The sequence below is a fragment of the Peribacillus sp. TH27 genome (assembly GCF_016650915.1).
GTDB classification, from domain to species: domain Bacteria; phylum Bacillota; class Bacilli; order Bacillales; family DSM-1321; genus Peribacillus; species Peribacillus butanolivorans.
The window spans coordinates 1,111,247-1,133,121 of sequence record NZ_JAEKEV010000002.1; the positions used below are offsets into that span (position 1 = coordinate 1,111,247).

Genomic DNA, 21,875 nt, shown 5'->3' on the forward strand with positions numbered 1-21,875 from the left:
GTCTTCTTTAGTTCATCCTGTGGAACTATTTCAACTGTTAGTTCAATAAGGAAAGCATGCCTTATTAAAGAACTGCGCCCTTTAATGGTATAACACCTAATCTTCTAATAGCGTTTATTGTTAAGATAACTATAAAGGTTTTCATGGATGGTTTGTGTAAAAATTACAGAATTCCACAGAAGTTACTTAACAAATAATACCCAATCTTAGTTTGGTCCATCATTTTTTGTGAACTTTGGCGATTGTTAGTAATAACAATGGTAACAGAAACCCGAATGTCATTGCATAAAAAGGCCAGATGTCTGAAATAAAGTTACTATAATAGACGGTATTGGGTGCCATAATCAATGTAAAGACAATCAAAATCATACCAAATGGAAAAACCAAAGGACGATAATCTTGCAATTTTAACGTTTGTGCCAGACCTAAAACGGTCACATAAAAAAACAAACTAAATCTAATAAAAATTGTGATGAACCATATTATGGCTAGTATTGCTTCCAGCCTCGTCAGGAAATTAGCGATATTGATTTTCTGAGCCAATTTATAGCTTGGATAAATTTCTTTTGCTGTTAAATCGACACCAAGAACAAGAATGGCTAACATTGTTATTATGATCAAAACACTTCCAGCCAACAATTGACCGACAAACAGACTTTTTCTTATTCTGTCTTTTTGACTCACGAACGGGAGGATCATCAGAACCGCAACCGGTTCTATAAAGGGAAAGACAATAAATGGTATAGACCCCCGTATAACTGGTTTCACTCCTCCCTCCCAGACGGGTTGCAGATTTTGAAATTTAATCTCAGGCAATAGAAGAATCATCAATGATGATAAAAGTATTACAACAAAAGGAAACAATATTTCCGCGCTTCGGGCCAAAGGTTCCAAACCGAGACGTGCGGACATGAGGACGATACTCATAAAAAGAAACATGATCACTTGAATTGGAGTTTCAGGCATAATCTGACTTGTCATAAAATCACCAATTTCTCTCAGGTAAGTCGCTGTGGTTATAAAAAAGTAGCTTATAAATAGAAGCGAAATCGCTATTCCCAGCCACTTACCCAAAATTTTTTGGCTGTATTCCACTAATGTTAAATCAGGATAGCATTTCCTTAAAGCGTCATATAAAAAGACAACCAATAACGGTGCTATCGCCACGCTAAAAATACCAGAAACCCAACCATTTTGTTTTGCTTCAGAAGCGACAATGGAGGGAATAACTAAAATAGAATCACCAACCGTATATAATATCACTAATATCGTCAGTTGACGGCTTCCGATTTTACCCTTCTCGAGCATTTTGATAAGTTCCTTTCACGACAAAACGGTAAGTTATATACAAACGGTAAAAAAACAAAGAAGAGCAAAATTTTTTTCCTTTTTTCTAGCTTACTCAGCTCATTTGTGATTTCATAACCATTATTGACAGAAGATGAATATACAAACCCTTTTGAGGACAAGTTATTCAACAACATCATTTAATAGAGCATTAAATTAAATAAAGATATAGCAGGAGTATTCCAGCTCTTTATCCTTCTAGTGTCTCTACTCTCGCTACTATTTCGTTCCACTGTTCTTCCGTCGGGATCCATCAGCACCCTTGTCGCTTTGAGCCTTGCGGACCCGGAACACCTTCTCCTCCGTCCTTTACATTACGGACATAGCTTACAACCTCCCCTGCAATTTCCGCATTTATTGAATATCCGCTGATAGGAGGCGCCTCTTCTCCAAGAGCTTCAAGGATTTTTCCATCTTCACCAGTTTCAACAGAAACACCTGCTTGAATGTCTTCTCACGCTTCGACCTTCCACGTTTCTCTTTTCTTAATAGTTACATAGACAGTTTCGCCTTCTTTGATCGCTCTTGTTACTAAAAAGTCAGGTTCTCTTTCTTAAGCTAAACGAATATTAATTTCATTTTCTTTATCTTCGATTGCTAATACTACTAATCTGTTAGCGGGAATATCTTCAACTACAACAGCTTTAAAGTTTGACATTATCCTTCAACTACACCTTGCTCTCCTTCATTTTTTCCTGGATAAGGCTTGCCAAATATCTTTTGGAATAGAGAATCACGGTTGTCTGTTTCACCTTTTTGTCAGCTCCGAACAGGATTTTCCAGCCCCTTGAACATAACGCTCCATAAATTCTCCAGTTATTTCTTCATTATCAAATTCTTCGTTTTCTTCTTTGGTTTTACCGGAAATTTTAGAACATATGAACATTCCTTTTGTAAGCCCACCCACTCTTTAGATCCGTCCTCAAATGTCTTGGTAAACACTGCTGCCACATAAGGCCCAACGCTTTTGCAACTTGGTCGAGAAAACCATCTATAACCTTATTTACCTCGTCCACACTTTGTGATTGACTATTCTTCATTTCCTCGTATTTAAAGCCTTTTTGTTGAGTAACTATAGCCACGGACTTTCCGGAGAAAGCTCTATAAATCTTGTTGATATAATTCTGTAGTTTTTCCTGCCCTTATTCCGTTTTATCACTGACAGCCTCTATATGAACCACACCACGTATCTGATTCTTGCGTTTCTAAAATTCTACGATTCTACTAAATAGTTCCCCATATTCGGCATATAGACCATCAAGCATAGTTGATAGCTTTTTATTACTGTATTCCAGGTCAATAATATCGTTCATTTTGAAGGAACGGTTAAAAGTAAAATTTTTAACGGTCACATCTGTGAAAGTATCCTCAAAAATCGCATATTCGATTCGTGTAAAAGAGTCAGTGCATCAGCAGCCCCCTATTAACCTCTTGCACCTGTTAATTTAGTAAGAAAAAAATAGCTATTTTACCGAAAATGAAACCAATAATAAATATAGATGATTATTACAAATGCAATGATTTAACGGTTAGAAAAAATACAGTGCGATATCTTACTGTTAACTGATGTTATTTTTATTTGTGATTAATTATCAGAGACGCATAAAGGCCGGAAAACTGAATTACTTTATCTCACAGATTTTGTCTGCATAAGTGTGGTCTAGCTTTAAACGCATCAAAATGTTGGATTAGATACATTTGGAATGCTGTTACATATCGTCATAGTTAATTCGAACTGCGCAATATTATCATATAGAAATTGTATATGTGCAATATAAATTTAGCTTTTTCAATGTAGGTGTATTGAAAAGAGGCATTAATACTAGTCCATTTATTATTGCAGTTCATAAACTATCAAAGGTTTATAAAATAATAATTGGAGGTTTTGAAATGTATAATAAATCATGGGGTTCTACAAACTGCGGCCAATGTCCACCACAATATTGTCCGCCACAAACTTTTCCTACTCAGTATGATCCACCTCAAATTTCACCTACAAAGCAATTTGTTAATACGAATGTATCGAACACGGTGATACCTGTTGTTCATCCTTCACATACTACAACCGTGAATAAGCATGTGAACACGTATAAACATTATTTCCCGCATACACAATCTGTGGTGAATGAGTGTTGCACTCAAAACATTATTTGTGGAATGCCACATAATCCTTGTTGTCCGCCGATGCCATTCAGATATTAAATTTAAGCCCCTATTTGGGGCTTTTATTATTAATTTTCTCCTTCTCTCACAGTTTGAATATATCAATTCACCTACTTCGTTACATTCTTTTTCATATTTTATTAATTCAAAAATGAGGAATATGGGTCGCTTATTCATACTGTACGGTAATTTTATCCCTATACTTATGAGGTCCAGTCAATAATGATAAGGGTCTAGTTAATAGTTGTTTGATAAGATTTTGTAAAACTCTTGTCTCTTTGTTAAATATTATCTATAATATTACCTATTGATTTTATTTTTTGAAGATTATTACAAATGAACAAGAGAAAGGTTTTGAAAACTGAAGTGTTATCCCTTAATGAAATGAAAAGCAATATTGATTGCTTGAGAGCCCATTTGATTGAAATTGGAACCTTAAAAGGACTTTCTCATCCCGAAACGATTAAATCTAGTCAAGAGTTAGATAAGTGGTTGTACAAATATCAAAAATCCATATCAAACTGATCCTATATTCCGGAAGTTACTTTTTCTACATTCTTCCTTCACAGTCATTGTCCACTATTCTTCAGCCACTTTAACGCAATCCAAGCATTCTTTTAATCGATTTGGTTCTTTGATTTTCCGATGCTCTCTTTTGGAACAGCATTATCGTTTTGCCACATAATCATTGTTTCCCCGAAAACTCCAATTGGTAGAATCATCGGAGTGAGTTTTCGGTTGCTCACAATATAAATCATATTTGCTTCTAAACTAATTTTCGCTTCCTATGCCACTTGATCCACCCCCTATCTTTCTTTTGCGAAAGTATTTAAATCAATAATTTTTAACATTTGCTTTTCCTCCTAAAACCACTTATTAGCGTCACTGGTTGCATTGATTTCTTTATACTCTGCTAGAACTAACTCATATTTCAAATCATCATAATCCAGTAATTCAATGGACTGTCCGTGATGGGAGTTAGTCACTTCAAGTGCTATCAACTTTCCCAAGACAAAATTCCGTTTCATTTGGTTTTGAGATTGTGCAGCATCATATAGCTGACCCATAAATACTTTTCTGATATTCTTTCAACAACTCATTCATTCTCGGCCTATTATTCTCCTTTAAAAAAAGATCGAGTACTGATTTATCGTCAGTAAAGTTGACCGTGTTTTTTTCGTATACCAGAAATTCAATCAACAAACGGAGTGATGTATGCTTGTTTTTGACGGACTCATGATAAAGCTCTCAAACCGTCATGTCTGCGCTCCAGATTGAGGAACACCCCATATTCTTTGATGAATGCAAGTGATATGGTTCCAATGGGACCATTTCTTTGTTTACCAATAATAATTTCTATAATGTTTTTGCTCTCCAATTGCTGTTTTATTTAAAGGCGTAATGTAATTTTCCGTAGCAACATTATCCCCTCAATTTGGACAATGGGCCTTCTTACGAGGAGCTAGTTTCCCATGGATTTCAATAATTAATATGCAATCATTGCAAATGTACTTCAATTTAGCACCCTCCTTAATTGCCTAATGCATGGCTTATTCGAACTGTGCAGTAATAAAATCAATTAATGGTTTTAAAACCAACTTTATCATGGTAACCTTTTTATAAATATATTTTACATATATAAGGAGGGAATAAAATGTCTCTTAACGTACGCCTTTTTATAACCATAGTTACTGCTCTTTTATTTGTCATTCTTGTGTTCATGAATTTTTTGGGATATTGGAAAGCCAACTCAGCAATACAAATTCTTTTTTTCTTTATTATGGTAGTATCTATTTTCAATGCGGGTACTGAAACCGGTAAAAATCTAAAAAACAGGAGCTGATTGGAAAATTCTAATTGGCTTTTTTACTGCACAGTTTGTGTCTACTCTTCGATTCTTCTTAACTTAGCAATCCAAGGAGAAGAAAAATCTTCTACCTTGAATCTCCTCTGTTCGAATGAAAGATTATGAAGCACTTCAGATTGAGGATTTTGCTGTTTAAGAGGAGAAATAACCTCAAATCCTCTCGCCTCTAAATCCTTGATATCTTGTTCAACGTCATACTTCCTTTGACGACGTATAATAATCGGCTGCATATGCCTGGACATTAATACCCTTCTTCCTGACGTTTCCCTTTCAGCGTCATACTTTGGTCACCTTCTTTTTCTTCTTAGGCTTGTTCAACTACATAAAAAAACAATTAATCTATATACATAAAAATTCACCATAGGAAGGATTCTATAAAAAGGTAGAATATTACACCGAGGTGAATATGAAAACAAAAAAACACGAAGTTCCAAATAAGAACTTTTCAATTCTAATATGGAAAATGGCAATAGGTTCTACTCTGTCCTGGGAATTATCAAAACTATTGGGTTCTGATCATCCTTACTTAGCTCCACTCACGGTCATCCTATGCCTTCAATCAACAATTGACATAACGGTCCAACGATCCATACAACGTGTAATTGGAACCATGATTGGTATTTCCGTAATTGTACTCATTGCAAGACATATGAGTATAAATGGATGGAATTTAGGACTATTAATTCTTTTAGGATGTTATATCACACAGTGGTTAAAATTTAACAAAACAGTAATTCATCAAGTCGCACTCACGATATTATTTGTCTTTGTACTTGAACACCAAACGAAACATTATGCCATAGATAGAATGACAGATACTCTGGTCGGTGTAATTATTGCAGTTTTGATACAGTTTGTTTGGTTCCGTCTAATTTTCAAGAGAAAGCAACAAGCCCGGTAGTAAAGATTTACACAAATGACGTTTCTTTTTATTAGTCATGTATTTTCCTCACTTTTGCTTTTTCAGTATCAAATATGCTTTCTAATTCGGGTAAGGAAAGTTCATATAATTGTCGACCCTCAGGAGTTTTGAAATAATCCATTATCAAAAGTTCAGATTTATAAAAATCCCTTTGCAAAACTATGGATTTATTTAATTGATTAGTGGAAACTTTTTTTCGGGCAATAATCGGGAAGCTGGTAAATCCATTAGAATTAAAATACTGCCCGATAATCACCCGATAAATGCCCGATTAATCTTGAGCTGATTTGAGTTATTATCTGTGTTTCTGTTCTTTTCTTATTCATATACTCCTCCAATAGCCTGTAATGAGTTCCCTGTAGATAGTAATAGGTTTCCAATAATGTTTTCTGAATGGCCTGGGAGGGGATTGAGCTCGATTCCGTGTCCCACGTTAATAAGTCCACCTAACGCTTGTATCCAGTTCCCGGTAATGAATATTTTCTGTGCTGTTTGTTTTTTTAAGTTAATAACCAACCCAGTAATGACGGTAGTATTCCCAATTGACTGAAATTCCTTCCCAATTTTTCGAAGGGCGTCTCCTTGCCCTTCAGCTTGTAAAGCATTACCCCCTGACTGTAAGACGTTCCTCCACAAACTTAGGTCTTCACGCAAATTAGTTTTTATGAAGTACAGTGGCGAAGCTCCAATCGCAGCAGAAATTGTTCCCACAACTACTATCACAGAACCAAAGATCTCTTTAAATTTCATTATTCATTTCACACCGCCAACCTATTATTAGGTTATAGCCTATGTATATGAAAATTGATGTTTTTATGTCAACAGGCTTTATGTATACGATTCCTCATAACTTACGGCATCATATTCAACGCCCCGCCCCTTTAATCAAAAGAAAAGAAAGATGCCGTCGCGATCATCCCCCTGTTTAATAAAAGCATCCTTTTAACTAGGTTAAGTTTTTTGTGACTTGTTCCGCCAGTAATTATTGTAGTGTAAACGAAAAAGATAAGAGGCTCCCTATTACAACCTTCACCTTATGTTCATTTTATGTAATAGGTTTCAGTTGCCTATAGGTACTTATCTGATTCATATTGCATGTCGTTATCCCATATAACATTATAGTAATACCTTATTATTCGCATTATATAAAAATTCTTAGGCAATGGGAGGAAGATTCATGGGGAAGTCTGGATTCGTACCTGACAATACAAACATAAAAAAAACAAGTCGAACTCCTAATCTCTTTTTCGACTCGAAGGATAATATCTTCCACGAAAGAGACCCTGAAAATGTTGTATTTACGGTTACTTCGACACAACTTCCTGCAATGGTGCTTTTAGTGACGTTTATCTTACAAAGGGACATATTCGGGAACCTCATTGGCATCCTAACGCTTGGGAGTTAGATGTTGTTATTTCGGGTGAAGCCCAAATCTCAATTGTTGACCCAGATACTAATAAATTGCATACCTATATTGCAAAACCTGGTCAAGTTGTTTTTATTCCCATGGCTTGGTGACATTGGATTATACCTAAGTCAGAAAAATTGCATATGCACCTGTTCTTTAACAATGACCTATTTGAATCAGCAGAGGGTTCTAACATGTTGCGACTAACACCACCAGAGGTTTTTCAACTTGCATACGGTGTTGATGCTAACAAAATTGCCAGTGCATTAAATCCAATTAAAGAATCAGTCGTAATTGGACCGCCTATTCCTATAACTCACCAACCTTTGAACAGGAACACTGGATTTGTCCCTGACAATACAAACATAAAAAAAACAAGCGGAACACCTAATCTCTTTTTTGACTCAAAGAATAGTATCTTCCACCAAAGAGACCCTGAAAATGTTTTATATGAGATAACCTCGACCCAAATTCCTGCAATGGTGGGTGGTGCTTTTGCAGACCTCTATCTTACAAAGGGACATATTCGGGAACCACATTGGCATCCTAACGCTTGGGAGTTAGATGTTATAGTTTCAGGTGAAGCCCAAATCTCACTTATTGACCCAGATACTAATAAATTGCATACCTATATGGTGAAACCTGGTCAAGTTGTTTTTATTCCGATGGCTTGGTGGCATTGGATTATACCTAAGTCAGAAAAATTGCATCTCCACCTCTTTTTTAACAATGACCAACGTGAAGCAGCAGAAGGTTCTGATACGTTACGACTAACACCTCCAGAAGTTTTCCAACTAGCATATGGTGTTGATGCTACAAAAATAGCCGATGTATTAACTCCAATTAAAGAATCGGTCGTAATTGGACCACCTCATCCTATAACTCACAAAACTAGAGGAATGAATTTATGTTAATATATGGATTGATTGCATTTTTAGTGAGAGGAGTGTTTTGAATGACAAAACGATGTACTGGTGAGAGGTAAATTGGATAAGAAAAAATATTTTATTCTATTACCGCCAGCATTGATTATAGGAATAATTTTAATAATATATCAATATCATCATTCAAAAGAATTTAAACCTTATGTACTTTTAGTACCCTTGGTCTTCTGGCTGTTCTATTATAGTTGGATATATATTGAAAAGAGGAAAATGAAGAAGTTCAAATAATTATTTTGAACTCGCTCGGTTAGGTTAATTTTTCTCACGAATGCTAACGGGGGCAAACCACATTCAGTAATATATCTCTTAAAAGGTAGTAAAAGTTCCTAAATAACGGGGAGTTGAATAAGACTTAAATCCTAAAAAGTCCCCTCTAAATTAAGAGAAGGACTTTTACTTATTTCACACGTAATTTTTGACCGACATAAATTTTATCGATATCCTTTAAACTATTCCAATTTTTAATTTGGGTTGTGGAACTTCCGTATTTTTTAACTAATGCTGATACGGTGTCGCCACTTTTAACAGTATGTTACTTTTTGGTACTATTTGTTGATACTGATCCAGTGACTTTAAGTTTCAGACCGATATTAATTTTGTCTGGGTCTTTAATTCCATTAAGACTTACTAGGGCTTTTACGGTTGTTTTGTATTTTTTTGCAATCAAGCTAAGTGTGTCGCCTTTTTTTACAGTATAAGTTGTTGTGGATGTACTGGATGTATTGGGCGGGCTAACAGTATTTTCTGTGTCCGTGAAATCCCTATAGGCTACATTTAAATCTACCTTTGTGCTAATACCATTTATTTTACCTGAATCAGAATGTTGCCAAATATCTGCGCTACGTCCCAATGTGCTGTTGTATCGAGCAATCCACAAAGTATACTTCTTCAATCTTGATTCATCTAAAGCATTTTCAAGAAAGGATTTACCTGTATATAACATAGCAGTATGTCCTGCATCTTCAATGGCCTCTAAAAATGCAATAACGGCGTCAGTTAGCGTCTTTTTCTTTGCCTTTTTTTTGTTTTCTTCAAGGTCAAGAACAGCAGGGTAATTTAAACCAATAGAACTGATAGAATCTATAAAATACGCAGCCTCAGCCTTTGCTTCTGCTTCAGTAGCAAACTTAGCATAGTGATAGGCCCCCACTTTTAATCCCGCTGACAAAGCTTTAGGAGCATTTTCTTTAAAGTAGGAAAGCTTAGAATAACTCGTTCCCTCGGTTGCTTTAATAAATACAAACTTCACACCATCTTTTGCGACTTTGTTCCAATTAATTACACCTTGCCAATGTGAAACATCAATTCCTTTTATAGTTGTCATATTAATATCCTCCTCTTTTTTTAAAAGAATAGCCACCCAACGGGCAGCTTATTTTGAAGTTCCTTCTCTTTTTGCTATTAACTCATATAGCCCTGTTCCACCAAGACCAGCGAATGCACCAGCCCATAACCTCAAAACAATATCCATATCTGTGAATGGAAAAGAAACTGAACCTATTCCTAGTCCGATTACCAAGCTTAAGTTAGGTAAAAATATTGTTTGGTATAGTAACGGTTTGCTTAACGACTTGAACCACTGCTGCTACTATTGGTGCTAAAATAGTTTTAAAAATTAATACTTGGTGCATGACTTCGTTTTCTATATTAAACATCTCCTTTTTTTTCGATTTGATCAATGCGTTTATGTGCCTGTTTTGTACTTTCATCTATACGTATAACAGTCTCTGACAATGCAGTCCAACGTTGGTCACTAGCTTTAAAATCAATCCTAATTGAATCAACTGATTGACCAATATTGTCTAATTTTGTTCTTATAATTGCCGATTCTGTAGCATCACTTTTAACATCCTTGTCCCTATTTCTGTTAAATGTAAAGAAATCAATAATAACACTAGCAGTTGATTACACCGATTTCAATTGTCAAAACATGACCTCTTTGAACGCTCTATTTATGCATAATAAAAAGCCGTTTCAAAATTTAGAGACGACTTGAAATTTGTTGCGATTTAGTTTTTTAGTTACCGCACAGTTTGTTCCTATTGGGGTCCTACCAACAAAACGCGGAAAACATACGCTAAGGGAGTAACATCAGGAAAATACAGATTTACAACGGTAAAGAAATCCAAATATAAAAAGCCTAATTTCTCGCTTTTAACACCGAGAAATTAGGCTTTAGTTACTTCATTAAAGCGCCCGTTAACGGAGTAGCGAAAATGATCCTAATATGAGTATACTTTTAACAAGAAATTCTTTTGTGACTAACATCTTATTAAACTATATGAACCTTTACAAAGAAAGAGTGCATGTCATATTCCTAGCAATGTGCCCTAAACTTGCTTACCTATTTTTCCCCCATCAATTTATACCATTTCTTAAAGATAAACCTGCTTAATTCAACCCATACCCAGCTATATATAAAAGAAAAAATGTAAATAAATCCTATAACCTTTAATGAAAGAGATGTACTGGCGATTGGTCCTAAAACAGGGAAATGGACAATATATAAAAGAAAACAAATTCCACCCATTAATAATATAGACGTAAAAACTATGATGCCAATTCGTCTTTTTAAAATAAGAAGAGCTATTCCAAGTCCTAAACCTACTATCCCTGTTGTAAACGGGAAAACAAAAGATTCGCCAGGTTGGATCAGAATCAGTAAAAGAAACGTTAAAACATAACTTTGAAGCCCAAAGGGAATAGATATAATGGTACAAATCAAGATAGGGAGAGTGGCAAAAGGACTGATTAAATAACCGATCCCTGGGAGAAAGTTTCCGGTTGACTGCAGGATAGCTGCAAGTGCAGAAAAAAGGGCGGCTAATACGAGCTTTTCAGAATAAGAAAACGTTTTAAAATAATGGTGGAGCATGTATGATTCATGTGATAAAATGCTAAACCAATTCATGAGTTCCTCCTTCTCTTCTTACAGCACATAAGCTTTATTACTCCATCCTTTTTTCGGTACATAAGAAACTTCACATAAAACGCATTTATCTATGCAATCGCCATCATTACATCACTTATACCTACTAACATCACTAAAAAAGAAAAGAAAATCAATCATATTTCGAGTGGTAATTCAGAGTAAACAGCTGTCATTTCAATTAAAGTCCAAGTCCTCTATCCTTCTTAACGCGTCATATAGAACCGGTTTTAGGGATCGTTTTTTTCCAATAGTCCGAATTCCTAAGATTCCAAAATCGACAATATATAAAGACTTTTCCTTCGGACTAAATTTTGCTTGAACTGGACGAATACAACCATGGGAATTCTCCTCACCTTTTTTATTCACAAGGAAGTCCTAATTTGCCGGTTTTAAGATTGACTCGTACGACTTTAAAGCCAAAGTTCTTTCCGCGGATACAAAGTCCATATCCCTGGTTTGGTCGATAGACATTTCACCGACATGGCCGAATGACTGTTGAGTTGAAAAATCGAATATATTTGATGAACTGTGACGTTCAAAACGAGCCAACGTTTGTCCGGCTATTTTTATCGTTAACTAAAAAATAATACAAATGACTACGAAGAAGCATCATATGCAGCAGGAATGAATTTTGGTCTTGAAGAGGTAGAACTTTTTTTAAACCGTTATCATCCTCAATATTGGATTCAGGTTTTAGTTAAGACGAAATCAATACTATTTAATGAAAGAAGACAACCAAGTAAAAGAAATTGGAACCGTAGATGTTATTTATGAAGGACAACCGACAAAAATACGGATTCAAGCTGAAATTCTTATTGAAGATGTTTAGAAAGAGATTGTTCTATATATGTTTATATTATTAAGTAAATTCCCGAAATTCCCCGGCCCTAATTTGATTCTAATAGAACAGTTCTAATCATATTCTTATAAAAGAAAACAATAAGAAGGAGTGTAAAGTTAGTTGATAAAAGTTAAGGTTAGTTTACGGCCCATTGTAAGTAAAATAAATTTACCCACTGTTTTGAAAACAGCAATACTTCCGGGTGACTCAATTGAAAGATTATTTATTGTAACTCAGGTAGGAGAGATCTTTTACATAGGGGACGGGGTTATAAGGACTTTTTTAGATATTCGCCCCCGAATCATAAAACTTGGTGATTCTGAACTAGGTGTTTCTCGTGGAGGATATGATGAACGAGGACTGCTAGGGCTAGCGTTTCATCCAGAATTTAATTATAACGGTCTGTTTTATCTTCATTATTCAGTAGCTGGAACACAAGGTCCAGGTGCTCTTTCTGAACCTTTTAGGCCTAACCCGTGTGATCCCAGAACTTTAAACCTAAGATGGATAAATAGAGAAAATCAATATGATCATATTGATACAGTTGAAGAATGGATTTTACAATCGAATGGTCAACCTCAAAAACGACGAACATTACTTAACTTAAGAAGACCATTTTTCAATCATAATGGTGTCAATAGCTTAAACTTTTCACCTGAAACCGGAAACCTTGTTTTAACAACCGGAGATGGTGGATCAGGCTATGATCCATTTAATTTAAGTCAGGATGATATGGAAATTGCTGGTAAAATAATTGAAATTGATATAGTTAAGAATACATTTATCTATAATCCACCGGTAATCACACGTTTTAATGAACTTCCCGCACCTATTCAAGAAACGCTTACGGTAATTGCCAAAGGGGTTCGCAATATACCAGGCATTTCATTTCAAAAGTTTTATAATCAGTATATCAAATATGTGGGAAATGTCGGACAGGATTTGGTAGAGTCGATTTTTTCATTCGTTCATTATAAACCAATACCGGTTACTCAGCTTATTCAAGCTTCTTTAATGAAATCTAAACCTGACCTAGAAGGAATTATTAACTTTGGCTGGCGAGGATGGGAAGGTGCTTTTCCTACTTCGTTTATAAGGGGCTGCTCTGCAAATCCAACTTTGGATGAGAAAACAATTGCTTATTACAATGAAGCAATAAATTCTTCAGTGAAGCGTATTCAGCCTATAACTAGTTATTTTCATAAAGATCCCCGACCCGATAAGTTTGGAGGAACTGCACTTACGGGAGTTCAGCCATATATGGGGAATGGAATCCCCAATTTAACGGGAAGCGTTGTGTTTACCGATCTTGCCAAGGATAAAGAATCTCAGCCACCGGTTAGAGGGGTTTTAGCTTATACCAGGGTAGGTACAGATTGTAAACTAAATGATTTTAGTGTTATTGAAACCGATTATAATTTTGGGTCTCAATCAGCTTATTATGTTAATTTGGGAACGAATCTGGATCAAACAAGACTATATTTAGGGGTTTATGGCTCTATGAAAGTGACTGATTTTCACCAAGGTACTGTTTTTGAAATTGTTCCATGATTTATAACTATAAAATTCTACTTAATACCAGATAAATCTCCTTCTTGGATTTAATTGAATTGAAATATAAAACAAACAAGAGAGCAATCATGTTCCTTCGTTTGTTTATTTTTCAGGAAATTTAAAAGCCGAACATCTTAATTTCATCCCAAATATTTGTATTTCTCTTACAATAGAGCAGATATTATGTTGCTTGTCCTCTTGAAATTACTCGTCGTCTTTGAAGAAGTTATATTCCGCGACTTCTTAGACAAGGTTCTCCTGTATTTGGAACTTAAGTATAATTCTCCACATTCTTCTCCATAATTTTCACATAAATATCCAATTTCTAAAAAGAGTTATTCCACAAAATGGCACGATTGTTGAACAAAATTAAAAAAGATATTTAATTCATTAGTTCATGGTTGAACTACCCACCACTTATCGACCTTACGGTCTGATTGAAGTTGGGGATTCCTAAGAACATTAGCCTATCGGCCAATTTTTAATTAGGCTATTCCCGTAGTTCCTACGGTTAGAAGCCTTATGGCTTCATTCATTAGATTGAGTCCTGCGTTAATACCTCGATCGTGGTGAGTAGAACAAAAAGGGCCTCCCATTCACGAAGATTCAGATGTTTAACCTCTTTATTTTGGTAACCGCAGCTAGAACACAATTGGCTAGAAGCAAACGTTTTAGATACGGTCACGATTTGTTTGCCATACCATTTTGCTTTGTATTCCAACATTTTTTTGAATTGGTACCAAGATACTTCACTAATAGCTTTAGCTAGTTTGTGATTTTTATCATATTCGACACTTGCAAGTCTTCCATTCCAATAACATCGTGGTTTTTGATGATTTCGGTAGAAACTTTATGTAAGTAATCCATTCGGGCATTTGAAATTTTTTCGTGTAGGATAGCCACTTTTCGTTTTTGTTTTTGATAGTCATTTCCCATCGTCTCCTTTTAATTTAAAATAAAAAGCCACCCAGTGGGCAGCTTATTTTAATCCTTGTTTTTTCGAAACTTCTTCTTATTTCTGAGCTTTCTTGGTTACTAAATACTGATTTTTATATACTCCATACAAAGCAAAACCAAGTGGAACAATCGCTGTTAGAAAGTTCATGCTTATAATCACTGCCTAGTTGTTCCTACTACTTCCGTTAATTCTATATTGAGTATTTGGAAACACTTCAAGTGTTAGTTAATTAGATACTACTAATACTTAAAGAGGGACCCTGCAAAGGATGGCCTTTTTAAATACCTCCTGTTTCCTTTTCGATCAATTCCCGAATCTTGGCGGATTACGGATCGATCTTGCTCTGGCCACACAATAAAATGCTCTTACAGCACGTCAGTCCCGGCCCGCCTCGTAAAACTTCTGCGCCACCATATCCGGCCTTGTACGCGTGTCCGTAAAGTGGTCGCCGTCGCTGACGATCAGGCGGAACTGGCCGAGCCGTATGGACATATGCGGATGCCAGCCGAAGCCCTCTCCTCGTGGCAATGCGTTGTCTTGGTAGAAATAGACATAGCTTTTGGGCGTAGGCAGCGCGTAGAACGCTTTAAGATCTAGCTTCTCGAAAAGCGGCTTAGCCGGTTCCGGAGTGATGCCTGTATACATCCGTTTGGCTTCCTCCAAAGTGGCCGTATTGACGAACAAATCCCGAAACAGCGGAAACGGAAGCATGATCGTATCGTCCTTCGAGCCGGCTCTGAGCTGCTCGAAACCTTGCCTCATTTTGGGCGAGAACTCGTCGGCAACTGATTCGCCGTCTTTCAGTACGAACGCGTCCCAGAAGACAAGGCGTTTTATGCGATCCGGTACCTGTTCTGCAACCTTTTGGATGACAGTTCCGCCGAAGCTGTGCCCGACGAGAACAAAGTTGCGTAGGTCCAGTTTCGTTATAAAATCAACGACGGACTTCGTGATCATCTCATGCGTGACATCTTTGTTCGGATCTTTGCCGTGACCTGCGTATTCCGGCGTATAGACGGCATGCCCTCGACTGCGCAGAACCGCCGCAACGTCGTCCCAGAAGTGAGCGTCAGCCCAAGAACCATGCACAAGTACGAAGGTAAGCCGTTGCTGTGCGGGTAAACGGTATCTTTCATCCGATTCGGGGGCACCATCGCTCCAGAGCCACCATCCTTCAGAATAAGGGGAGTAATAATAGCCGTGGGGCATAGACCTATAATCGGGATAGGGGAATTGATGAATTTCTTGAAGATAAGGAAACATGTACAAGACATCCTTTCAAATCGACATATACTATCAGCTTATGCCCACTGCGTTTGAGAGGTTCCCACACTCGATCCGCCGAAAAAAAGCCGCAAGAGAAAACCATCTATAACCTTGTTTACCTCGTATACACTTTGTGATTGGCTATTCTTCATTTTCTCGTATTTAAAGCCTTTTTGTTGAGGAACAATAGCCATGCACTTTCCGGAGAAAGCTTTATAAATCTTGTTGATATAATTCTGTAGTTTTTCCTGCCCTTTTTCCGTATTATCACTGACAGCCTCTATATCAACAACGCCACGTATCTGGTTCTTGCGTTTCTGAAATTCTATGATTCTACCAAATAGTTCCACATAATCGGAATACAGACCATCCAACATGGAGATAGCTTTTTATTGCTGTATTCCAGATAAATAACATCACTCATTTGAAATGTACGGGAAAACGTATAGTCTTTAATGGTTACATCTTTGAATGAATCATTTACTAGGGCATATTCGATTCGTGAAAAAGAGTCAGCAAACAATAAATCTTCCGAATCTGCCTGAATGATCAAACACTCGTTGTCATATATCAGCTTGTGAACAACAGTCTGCCAAAATTGGCTGGCTGACATGTTCGGGTTAGGTCTGACATTTAACCGGTAATACATTTCATCCTTCACAAACTTTTTATCTTTCTTTACATAAAACTCGGATTGGCTGATGGGTTCGGCCAATCATATTGATACCTGTTTGAATCGCCAATTGCTGCATGTGAATTTTCTTGGAAGTGTCTTCGATTAAATCAAAGACTAACATGAATTCAAGTTCTTTATTTCTGCTTTTCACTAAAATCCCAATTTCTCACCTCCCTTTTTTAAGGCTTTTAACATTAATGTTGATCTTAGTCGCACTATAATGCCAGTTATTGGAAGTTGTTACTTCCTACTAACAATTCTAGATATCTGAATACATAAAAAATGATAAATGCAAAAGATATATTTAAAATTTAGGAGGTATACTTTGCGGAAAGTGGAATACATTTTCGGGATCATACTTGGCTTTTATTCTTTGTAATCTATCAAAGTTGGTTCCATAATAAGCCGGTCCAAAGTTTATAATATTCTGATCTGGAGAATTTACGTAGGCCCCTTCAACGAAAGGATTCAACTGCTGGTGTGTTCTTGCAACCAATGCAAGATTCCTTGATGCCTCAGAGTCTTGTGTCCAGGTTGTATTCCACTCCAAATAAAACTTCGGACTGCGCCAAAAAAAAGCAGTCTCCTCAGAAGAGATTCTACTTACAGCGCCACCACAGTTCAGAAAAAAGAAACTGGATTCGGTTCCGGTCGATTCTTCTAGGAAACTGCGCATGATCTTGATTGCTTCATCCGGAAACAGACATGTCGCCCAAGCCGATGAAAATTTATAATTCCGGTCTGCTCTTCCAGGGATTGGTTCATCTGGTATCAGATGTTCAACAACATTCGGATAGGACAATTCTTGGATAAACACCTTTGTTGGAGTACCTACGCTCGTTAAAGGCTCTAACAAGCTAGTTAGTTTCGTTTTTGAACCCAGGAATAGTCCTGTTGCATGAAGCAACCCATTATTTTTAGAGAAAATATCTAATATAGAACCTAGTCGGTTGTCAACAAAAGGAGCCCATTTTTGCCACGCCTTGAAAACTTTCTCTAGTTGGTTCCATGGCCAAATAATTTCGAATACTGTTGCTTCAGCGGGGGCATGATGTACCTTGAACCTATATTCAGTATTAATTCCGAAATTACCCCCACCTCCACCGCGAGAAGCCCATAAAAGGTCTGAATTGTTGTTTTTGTTTGCGTTTAAGACTGTTCCATTGGCGTCAACCATTTCCAATCCAATGAGATTGTCACTGATAAAGCCAATTGATCGCTGAAGTAGCCCCATCCCTCCACCCAAGGTGATTCCGCCAATTCCAACGGTTGGGCTATCTCCGAATGGGACCATGAAGCCTTCCTGTGCTAATTTCTTTACTAGTGGACCTACATTGATGCCAGTTTGGACGATAGCTACTTCTTTCTCCCTAATTAACTGCACCTTTTTCATATCACTCACATCGATAACAATACCGTCTTTAACTATTGAAAGATTTTTGTCCAATGCATGTCGTCCGCTCCGAACCCGAATCGGCACATTGTTCATTCGTGCCCATTTTATAGCATTTGTAACATCCTTCGTGCTTTGAGCAAAAACAAATACAAGGGGAAAGGTATCAACGTACGGGTTCCAGTTTAGGCGTGCCTGTTCATATCCTGGTTCTCCTTTAAAGATGACTCGTCCTGTCAGTCGTATTTTTAATACCATCAATTCAACCCCTAACCTTAATTTAGTATTCGGGCTAAACTATGAAACAATTCATTTTCCAAATTCCCTATTTTTCTTTCTTCGTTTAAAATTCAAAAAAATGTACCTATACATCATATTTAATGTAAATAATAAAAAATATGCAACCTAGACTGATAATGCTGGGGATATATTAATAGGATTAATAACAATGATCATAGGATATGGAACAGAAATATTTGGTTGGGTAAGGCTTGTATAAGTTGGAGGAATCTCTAGGAAGGATGATCATAAAAAAGTGGGGTTTTATTCAACCTCTTACTAAGCTAAATGGCCCAATTGTTGAATAAAGATCAAACAGCGACTCTTCAACTATTCTGCCCCGATAGTTCCACAAGAAAATAAACAACATCGTTTAACAGAGCCTTTTAAAAATCTATATCATCCAAGAAAAAGTCCACGTCATCCACTAAAAGTTCATCTGCTTTAAATAAAGAGTAGATAAACGCCTGGAAACCATCTGTTTTCCTTCTAAATTCGTCTTTTTTCAAATATTCCTTGTTCCCATCCTTTTTAATGTGAACATAGACATTATTGGTATACCAACGCATGAGTGAGTTGTCATCAAAGATGATATTACTCTTAGCGAACAATGTTTCTACCCTCGGCGCTAATAAGGAATGAATGGCTTTAGGATTACGTATAAATTCTAATTCAAATCCCTCTGCTTCTCATGCGGTTCTTACTAAATCCAAACGGAAAGTATCAGCTACAATTTTCGTCAGTCCGTATTGCCCACGCATCTCTACAAACCAATTAACAATATGACGGATATCAATAAAAGGCTCATCCACAATGGTGATGTGCCCTAGGTGTTCCCATTCTTTGATAGGTACCTTTAGCGTAACGATATCCAAAAACCCTTTACGAATGAATGAATGAATGGGATTTCCAAACGTAATCCTCACCGACTTTAAAAAGCAACCCGACTGCAGCAAAGTCTTTGATACTGGCAAAATCCAAACCGCCTACACAGGTTCGGTGCGATAAGTCAGGGAATGGTCTGTTTGTGGCCAGGATATCTTCCCAGCTTGCTACACTTTTTGCCAAGTCCACTTCCTGAAGATTCATCCCTTTGGTCATGAATTCTTCTCGGTTAGCTGGATTATTAGCAAGTTGCTTAAATTGAGTTAATACCTTTTTGAATAATCCTTTGGCATATGGGCTCCTTGGTTCGCTGAACATAGGATTCGCCTTTTCCCAAAACTCGTTAGGGTCATCCAATTTTACAGATGAAAGGGAATAAAGGGTCAACCAGGTCTTTTCCTTCAAGGATGTTCATAGCTCGTTCTTTCATTTTGTCTAGGAATCCTTCACGCACCTGTTAGCTCAATAAGAAAAACGATACCTCTTATTGAAGTATCGCTCTCGTTAGTTTAAGAAGAACATCATTAATCAATCAAATGGTTCTTTTCAATTTTCTTACTTATTTGAATCTGTAATTAATATTAAAATTAGGATTATTCCAAGTATAATTGTACCTACCATACTTACTCCCATTCCTGCAAATCCCCTAATTAACTTCAAAACTAACCTGCCCCGAAAAGAAGGTACGCTGACATGAACAAGTAAGCTTCCTGTTTTTTCTCTATTAAACCAATTGAATTAAATGTTTTTTTGCTTCGTAATCAACAAGTTTTTTATCCTGCTTAATTCGTGCAAGATAATCCGGATTGGCGATAAGCGGACGGCCAATCGCGGCAACGTCAATGGTGCCTTTTTTTAGTGCGTCTTCTGCTGTTTCAGCATCAAGCCCGCCTACACCAACTATAACTCCATCCCAGTGGCGACGTACCAATTCATGCATGGTTAGCCCTCTGGCAATCGGTTTGGTAAATTCCATTGTAGAAGGGTGAATCATTTTGACGCCTGTTTCTTTAAAAGCTTCAATAAACGTTTGAATCGCTGATTCAGGATCTTCCCACATGTAAGATGGCTGGTCAATTTTTAAAGCCGAGAAACGAATAAGGGTACGGTCTACTCCAACCGTATCAATGACTGCTGTTAGCACTTCCTTCATAAATGTCAGGCGTTGTTTTAAATCACCGCCGTACCGATCCGTCCTTTTATTGGAAGTGTCAGAGTTAAACTGGTCGATTAAGTAGCCATGTGCACCATGAATTTCCACGCCGTCAAAGCCGGCTTCCATCGCATTTTTTGCAGCTTGCGCATATTGGCTGACTACTTCTGCAATATCTGTCTCTGTCATTTCCTCAGGAATATCAAAAGGTTTTCCGAATCGTGAAACCTTTCCTTCAGCAGCAAAAGGGGAAGGAGCCTGTGGTGGAAGTCCTCCTGCAATTTCGTGGTGGCTTGCACGGCCGACATGCCAGATTTGCGCAATAATGGTTCCGCCTTCAGCGTGTACAGCTTCGGTAACTTTTTTCCAACCATTAATTTGTTCTTGAGTGTAGAGCCCAGGAACGCCAGGATTACCCTTTGCTCTTGGTGAAATTACAACACCTTCCGTAATGATAAGTCCGATTGCATCTTGAGCTCGCTTTCGGTAATACTCTACGGTTAGGTCATTCACAACACCAGTTTTATCATCAGCAAACGACCGTGTCATAGGAGCCATTGCTGTTCTTGTTTTTAAGTCCCATGCACCAATTGTTACAGGTTCAAAAAGCTTAGTTTTTATTTGATTCATTTGAATTCCTCCTGTTAACCTCTTATTTATTGAGAAAGCTAACTTTTAGTAACCATTATGTGTAAGATTATATGAAAAGTGGTTAATTTTCAAATGATTCACTTCATCACCGGAGCTAATTGGTAAGATATTGTAATTAAGACCAATAAACAATCCATTCAGCTGTTACTAATAGGATTTTAAAAATTGAGGGTGATGCTCCTAGCGCACATTTTCCATTTCTTTGATTTGGACTGCCTCTCTTTTCAAACAAAAAAGCGACTCAAACGAGTCACTTTGTAAATTCGGTTATGACTTAGGCTAATCTTTAGCACCCAAATTAATGGAAGTTTCGTACGGTCATTGTTTCGATTTAATATGTATAAACATTACTATTCCATATCGAATTTCGCTTGAATCTAGCCAAAAACACCCCTCTGAGTTATCTTCAAGACATAAGGAGTTTAACTTCGTCACCATCGTCAAACCGTTGCTTTATAAAGCTTTCAGGCCCCTTAAATAATCGAGTTGAACAATAAAGTTTTTATGTCTAACTGTTTAGGCAAAAAAAAAGGTTTATTTGATTCTCAACCCTGTTTAGTATTTATTCTGCATGTCCTGAGTGATGCCAATATTCACTCTAAACCAGACACCACGGCTACACTAACCGGGTCACTT

The 21,875-nt window shown here is 37.0% G+C and carries 24 protein-coding genes and 3 pseudogenes; 8 read left to right on the forward strand and 19 right to left on the reverse strand.

Translation table 11 applies throughout. The features are described 5' to 3' along the window. Positions 1-219: 219 nt before the first annotated feature. On the reverse strand, positions 220-1,308 hold the full coding sequence (locus JFU24_RS06645) for a GerAB/ArcD/ProY family transporter (protein ID WP_201181284.1): 1,089 nt from the start codon (positions 1,306-1,308) through the stop codon (positions 220-222). Between the two features lie 787 nt (positions 1,309-2,095). Next, entirely contained in the window at positions 2,096-2,254 is a 159-nt protein-coding gene (locus JFU24_RS06650) for a hypothetical protein (protein ID WP_201221170.1), read from the reverse strand. A gap of 983 nt (positions 2,255-3,237) precedes the next feature. Between JFU24_RS06650 and JFU24_RS06655 the strand changes: the two genes are divergently transcribed. Both JFU24_RS06655 and JFU24_RS06660 read left to right on the forward strand, forming a co-directional pair. Beyond that, entirely contained in the window at positions 3,238-3,549 is a 312-nt protein-coding gene (locus tag JFU24_RS06655) for a CotD family spore coat protein (protein WP_201181289.1), read from the forward strand. Between the two features lie 315 nt (positions 3,550-3,864). Further along, positions 3,865-4,035 (forward strand): aspartyl-phosphate phosphatase Spo0E family protein, encoded by a 171-nt coding sequence (locus tag JFU24_RS06660; RefSeq protein ID WP_242485294.1) that lies wholly within the window; start codon positions 3,865-3,867, stop codon positions 4,033-4,035. Positions 4,036-4,373: 338 nt separating this feature from the next. Here the strand turns inward: JFU24_RS06660 and JFU24_RS06665 are convergent, their stop codons facing one another. Beyond that, positions 4,374-4,577, reverse strand: coding sequence for a hypothetical protein (locus JFU24_RS06665; RefSeq protein ID WP_201181291.1), 204 nt, complete (start codon positions 4,575-4,577; stop codon positions 4,374-4,376). 167 nt (positions 4,578-4,744) lie between these two features. Further along, positions 4,745-4,894, reverse strand: a pseudogene (locus JFU24_RS06670) (DnaB-like helicase C-terminal domain-containing protein); the annotation flags it as partial. A 270-nt stretch (positions 4,895-5,164) separates the two neighbouring features. Here JFU24_RS06670 and JFU24_RS06675 point away from each other — a divergent pair. Continuing rightward, the gene (locus JFU24_RS06675) at positions 5,165-5,353 is read left to right on the forward strand and encodes a hypothetical protein (protein ID WP_098177535.1); all 189 of its coding nucleotides are present in this window, start codon (positions 5,165-5,167) and stop codon (positions 5,351-5,353) included. 41 nt (positions 5,354-5,394) lie between these two features. On the opposite strand, the gene JFU24_RS06680 is transcribed toward JFU24_RS06675, so the two are convergent. Beyond that, positions 5,395-5,619 (reverse strand): hypothetical protein, encoded by a 225-nt coding sequence (locus JFU24_RS06680; RefSeq protein WP_201181292.1) that lies wholly within the window; start codon positions 5,617-5,619, stop codon positions 5,395-5,397. A 164-nt stretch (positions 5,620-5,783) separates the two neighbouring features. On the opposite strand from JFU24_RS06680, the gene JFU24_RS06685 reads away from it, so the two are divergent. Beyond that, a complete protein-coding gene (locus tag JFU24_RS06685; protein WP_201181293.1) occupies positions 5,784-6,278 on the forward strand; it encodes an FUSC family protein in 495 nt (164 codons plus the stop codon). 31 nt (positions 6,279-6,309) lie between these two features. Here the strand turns inward: JFU24_RS06685 and JFU24_RS31020 are convergent, their stop codons facing one another. Both JFU24_RS31020 and JFU24_RS06695 read right to left on the reverse strand, forming a co-directional pair. Beyond that, positions 6,310-6,555 carry a Fur-regulated basic protein FbpA gene (locus JFU24_RS31020; RefSeq protein ID WP_309558917.1) on the reverse strand — a complete coding sequence of 82 codons (246 nt, stop codon included), beginning with the start codon at positions 6,553-6,555 and terminating at the stop codon, positions 6,310-6,312. Between the two features lie 62 nt (positions 6,556-6,617). Beyond that, a complete protein-coding gene (locus JFU24_RS06695) occupies positions 6,618-7,049 on the reverse strand; it encodes a DUF6944 family repetitive protein (protein ID WP_242485295.1) in 432 nt (143 codons plus the stop codon). Between the two features lie 427 nt (positions 7,050-7,476). Between JFU24_RS06695 and JFU24_RS31250 the strand changes: the two genes are divergently transcribed. The 3 genes from JFU24_RS31250 (at position 7,477) to JFU24_RS06705 (ending at position 8,621) form a co-directional block, all read left to right on the forward strand. Continuing rightward, complete coding sequence (locus tag JFU24_RS31250; protein ID WP_201250990.1) at positions 7,477-7,704, forward strand: hypothetical protein; 228 nt, start codon at positions 7,477-7,479, stop codon at positions 7,702-7,704. Further along, the gene (locus JFU24_RS31255; protein ID WP_446728159.1) at positions 7,665-7,817 is read left to right on the forward strand and encodes a cupin domain-containing protein; all 153 of its coding nucleotides are present in this window, start codon (positions 7,665-7,667) and stop codon (positions 7,815-7,817) included. Before JFU24_RS31250 ends, JFU24_RS31255 begins: the two co-directional genes overlap by 40 nt. Before the next feature lie 84 nt (positions 7,818-7,901). Next, positions 7,902-8,621 carry a cupin domain-containing protein gene (locus JFU24_RS06705; protein ID WP_201250888.1) on the forward strand — a complete coding sequence of 240 codons (720 nt, stop codon included), beginning with the start codon at positions 7,902-7,904 and terminating at the stop codon, positions 8,619-8,621. Between the two features lie 562 nt (positions 8,622-9,183). Here JFU24_RS06705 and JFU24_RS06710 read toward each other — a convergent pair. From JFU24_RS06710 to JFU24_RS06720, 3 genes are all read right to left on the reverse strand, one after another. Further along, positions 9,184-9,975, reverse strand: coding sequence for a GH25 family lysozyme (locus tag JFU24_RS06710; protein WP_242485296.1), 792 nt, complete (start codon positions 9,973-9,975; stop codon positions 9,184-9,186). 48 nt (positions 9,976-10,023) lie between these two features. After that, complete coding sequence (locus JFU24_RS31260; RefSeq protein WP_309558915.1) at positions 10,024-10,170, reverse strand: hypothetical protein; 147 nt, start codon at positions 10,168-10,170, stop codon at positions 10,024-10,026. Positions 10,171-10,995: 825 nt separating this feature from the next. After that, positions 10,996-11,562: a hypothetical protein gene (locus JFU24_RS06720; protein WP_201221181.1), complete on the reverse strand. Its 567-nt coding sequence runs from the start codon at positions 11,560-11,562 to the stop codon at positions 10,996-10,998. 982 nt (positions 11,563-12,544) lie between these two features. On the opposite strand from JFU24_RS06720, the gene JFU24_RS06725 reads away from it, so the two are divergent. Then, positions 12,545-13,975 (forward strand): PQQ-dependent sugar dehydrogenase, encoded by a 1,431-nt coding sequence (locus JFU24_RS06725; protein ID WP_201249753.1) that lies wholly within the window; start codon positions 12,545-12,547, stop codon positions 13,973-13,975. A 488-nt stretch (positions 13,976-14,463) separates the two neighbouring features. Here JFU24_RS06725 and JFU24_RS06730 read toward each other — a convergent pair. The 9 genes and pseudogenes from JFU24_RS06730 to JFU24_RS06770 all read right to left on the reverse strand — a co-directional run. Further along, positions 14,464-14,902 (reverse strand): annotated as a pseudogene (locus JFU24_RS06730) (RNA-guided endonuclease TnpB family protein); the annotation flags it as partial. An 88-nt stretch (positions 14,903-14,990) separates the two neighbouring features. Then, positions 14,991-15,083 carry a phage holin gene (locus JFU24_RS31265; RefSeq protein ID WP_201181296.1) on the reverse strand — a complete coding sequence of 31 codons (93 nt, stop codon included), beginning with the start codon at positions 15,081-15,083 and terminating at the stop codon, positions 14,991-14,993. 228 nt (positions 15,084-15,311) lie between these two features. After that, positions 15,312-16,199: an alpha/beta hydrolase gene (locus tag JFU24_RS06740; RefSeq protein ID WP_201221185.1), complete on the reverse strand. Its 888-nt coding sequence runs from the start codon at positions 16,197-16,199 to the stop codon at positions 15,312-15,314. Positions 16,200-16,237: 38 nt separating this feature from the next. Then, complete coding sequence (locus JFU24_RS06745; RefSeq protein WP_201250991.1) at positions 16,238-16,579, reverse strand: hypothetical protein; 342 nt, start codon at positions 16,577-16,579, stop codon at positions 16,238-16,240. Next, the gene (locus JFU24_RS06750) at positions 16,528-16,863 is read right to left on the reverse strand and encodes a hypothetical protein (protein WP_342214677.1); all 336 of its coding nucleotides are present in this window, start codon (positions 16,861-16,863) and stop codon (positions 16,528-16,530) included. Before JFU24_RS06750 ends, JFU24_RS06745 begins: the two co-directional genes overlap by 52 nt. Before the next feature lie 7 nt (positions 16,864-16,870). Continuing rightward, positions 16,871-17,029, reverse strand: a complete 159-nt coding sequence (locus JFU24_RS06755; RefSeq protein WP_201250992.1) for a hypothetical protein — start codon at positions 17,027-17,029, stop codon at positions 16,871-16,873. 153 nt (positions 17,030-17,182) lie between these two features. Beyond that, entirely contained in the window at positions 17,183-18,529 is a 1,347-nt protein-coding gene (locus JFU24_RS06760) for an FAD-binding oxidoreductase (protein WP_201249755.1), read from the reverse strand. 407 nt (positions 18,530-18,936) lie between these two features. Beyond that, positions 18,937-19,889 (reverse strand): annotated as a pseudogene (locus JFU24_RS06765) (terminase TerL endonuclease subunit); the annotation flags it as partial. Positions 19,890-20,159: 270 nt separating this feature from the next. Beyond that, positions 20,160-21,218: an alkene reductase gene (locus tag JFU24_RS06770; protein ID WP_201249756.1), complete on the reverse strand. Its 1,059-nt coding sequence runs from the start codon at positions 21,216-21,218 to the stop codon at positions 20,160-20,162. Positions 21,219-21,875: the final 657 nt, after the last annotated feature.